General features: G+C 74.5%; 1 protein-coding gene. It reads right to left on the reverse strand.

Annotated features, from left to right (window positions below; all coding sequences use genetic code 11):
• Positions 1-220 (reverse strand): ATP-binding protein (locus CCN51_RS52300; RefSeq protein ID WP_143676259.1); only part of this gene is annotated, 220 nt, incomplete at both ends.

A 220-nucleotide genomic window follows, 5' to 3' on the forward strand; every position in this document is an offset into this window, starting at 1 on the left:
CGTCGGGGTAGTGGGCGCGCAGGCTCTGGGCCGCGCGGACGACGAGGGCGGTCTTGCCGACCCCGGCGGGGCCGTCCACCGTCACGATCGCCATGGAGTCGGGCGGAAGTGGCGTGGTGAGCAAGGCCAGTTCGGGCTTGCGGCCGATGAGGTGGCCCGCGTCGCCCGGGAGTTCATTGACCGCGGGGCGGTGGCGGTGGTGCTGGTGGTGCTGGGCGGG

Origin of the sequence: Streptomyces milbemycinicus, assembly GCF_002154605.1 — a bacterium.
Classification (GTDB): Bacteria; Actinomycetota; Actinomycetes; order Streptomycetales; family Streptomycetaceae; genus Streptomyces; species Streptomyces milbemycinicus.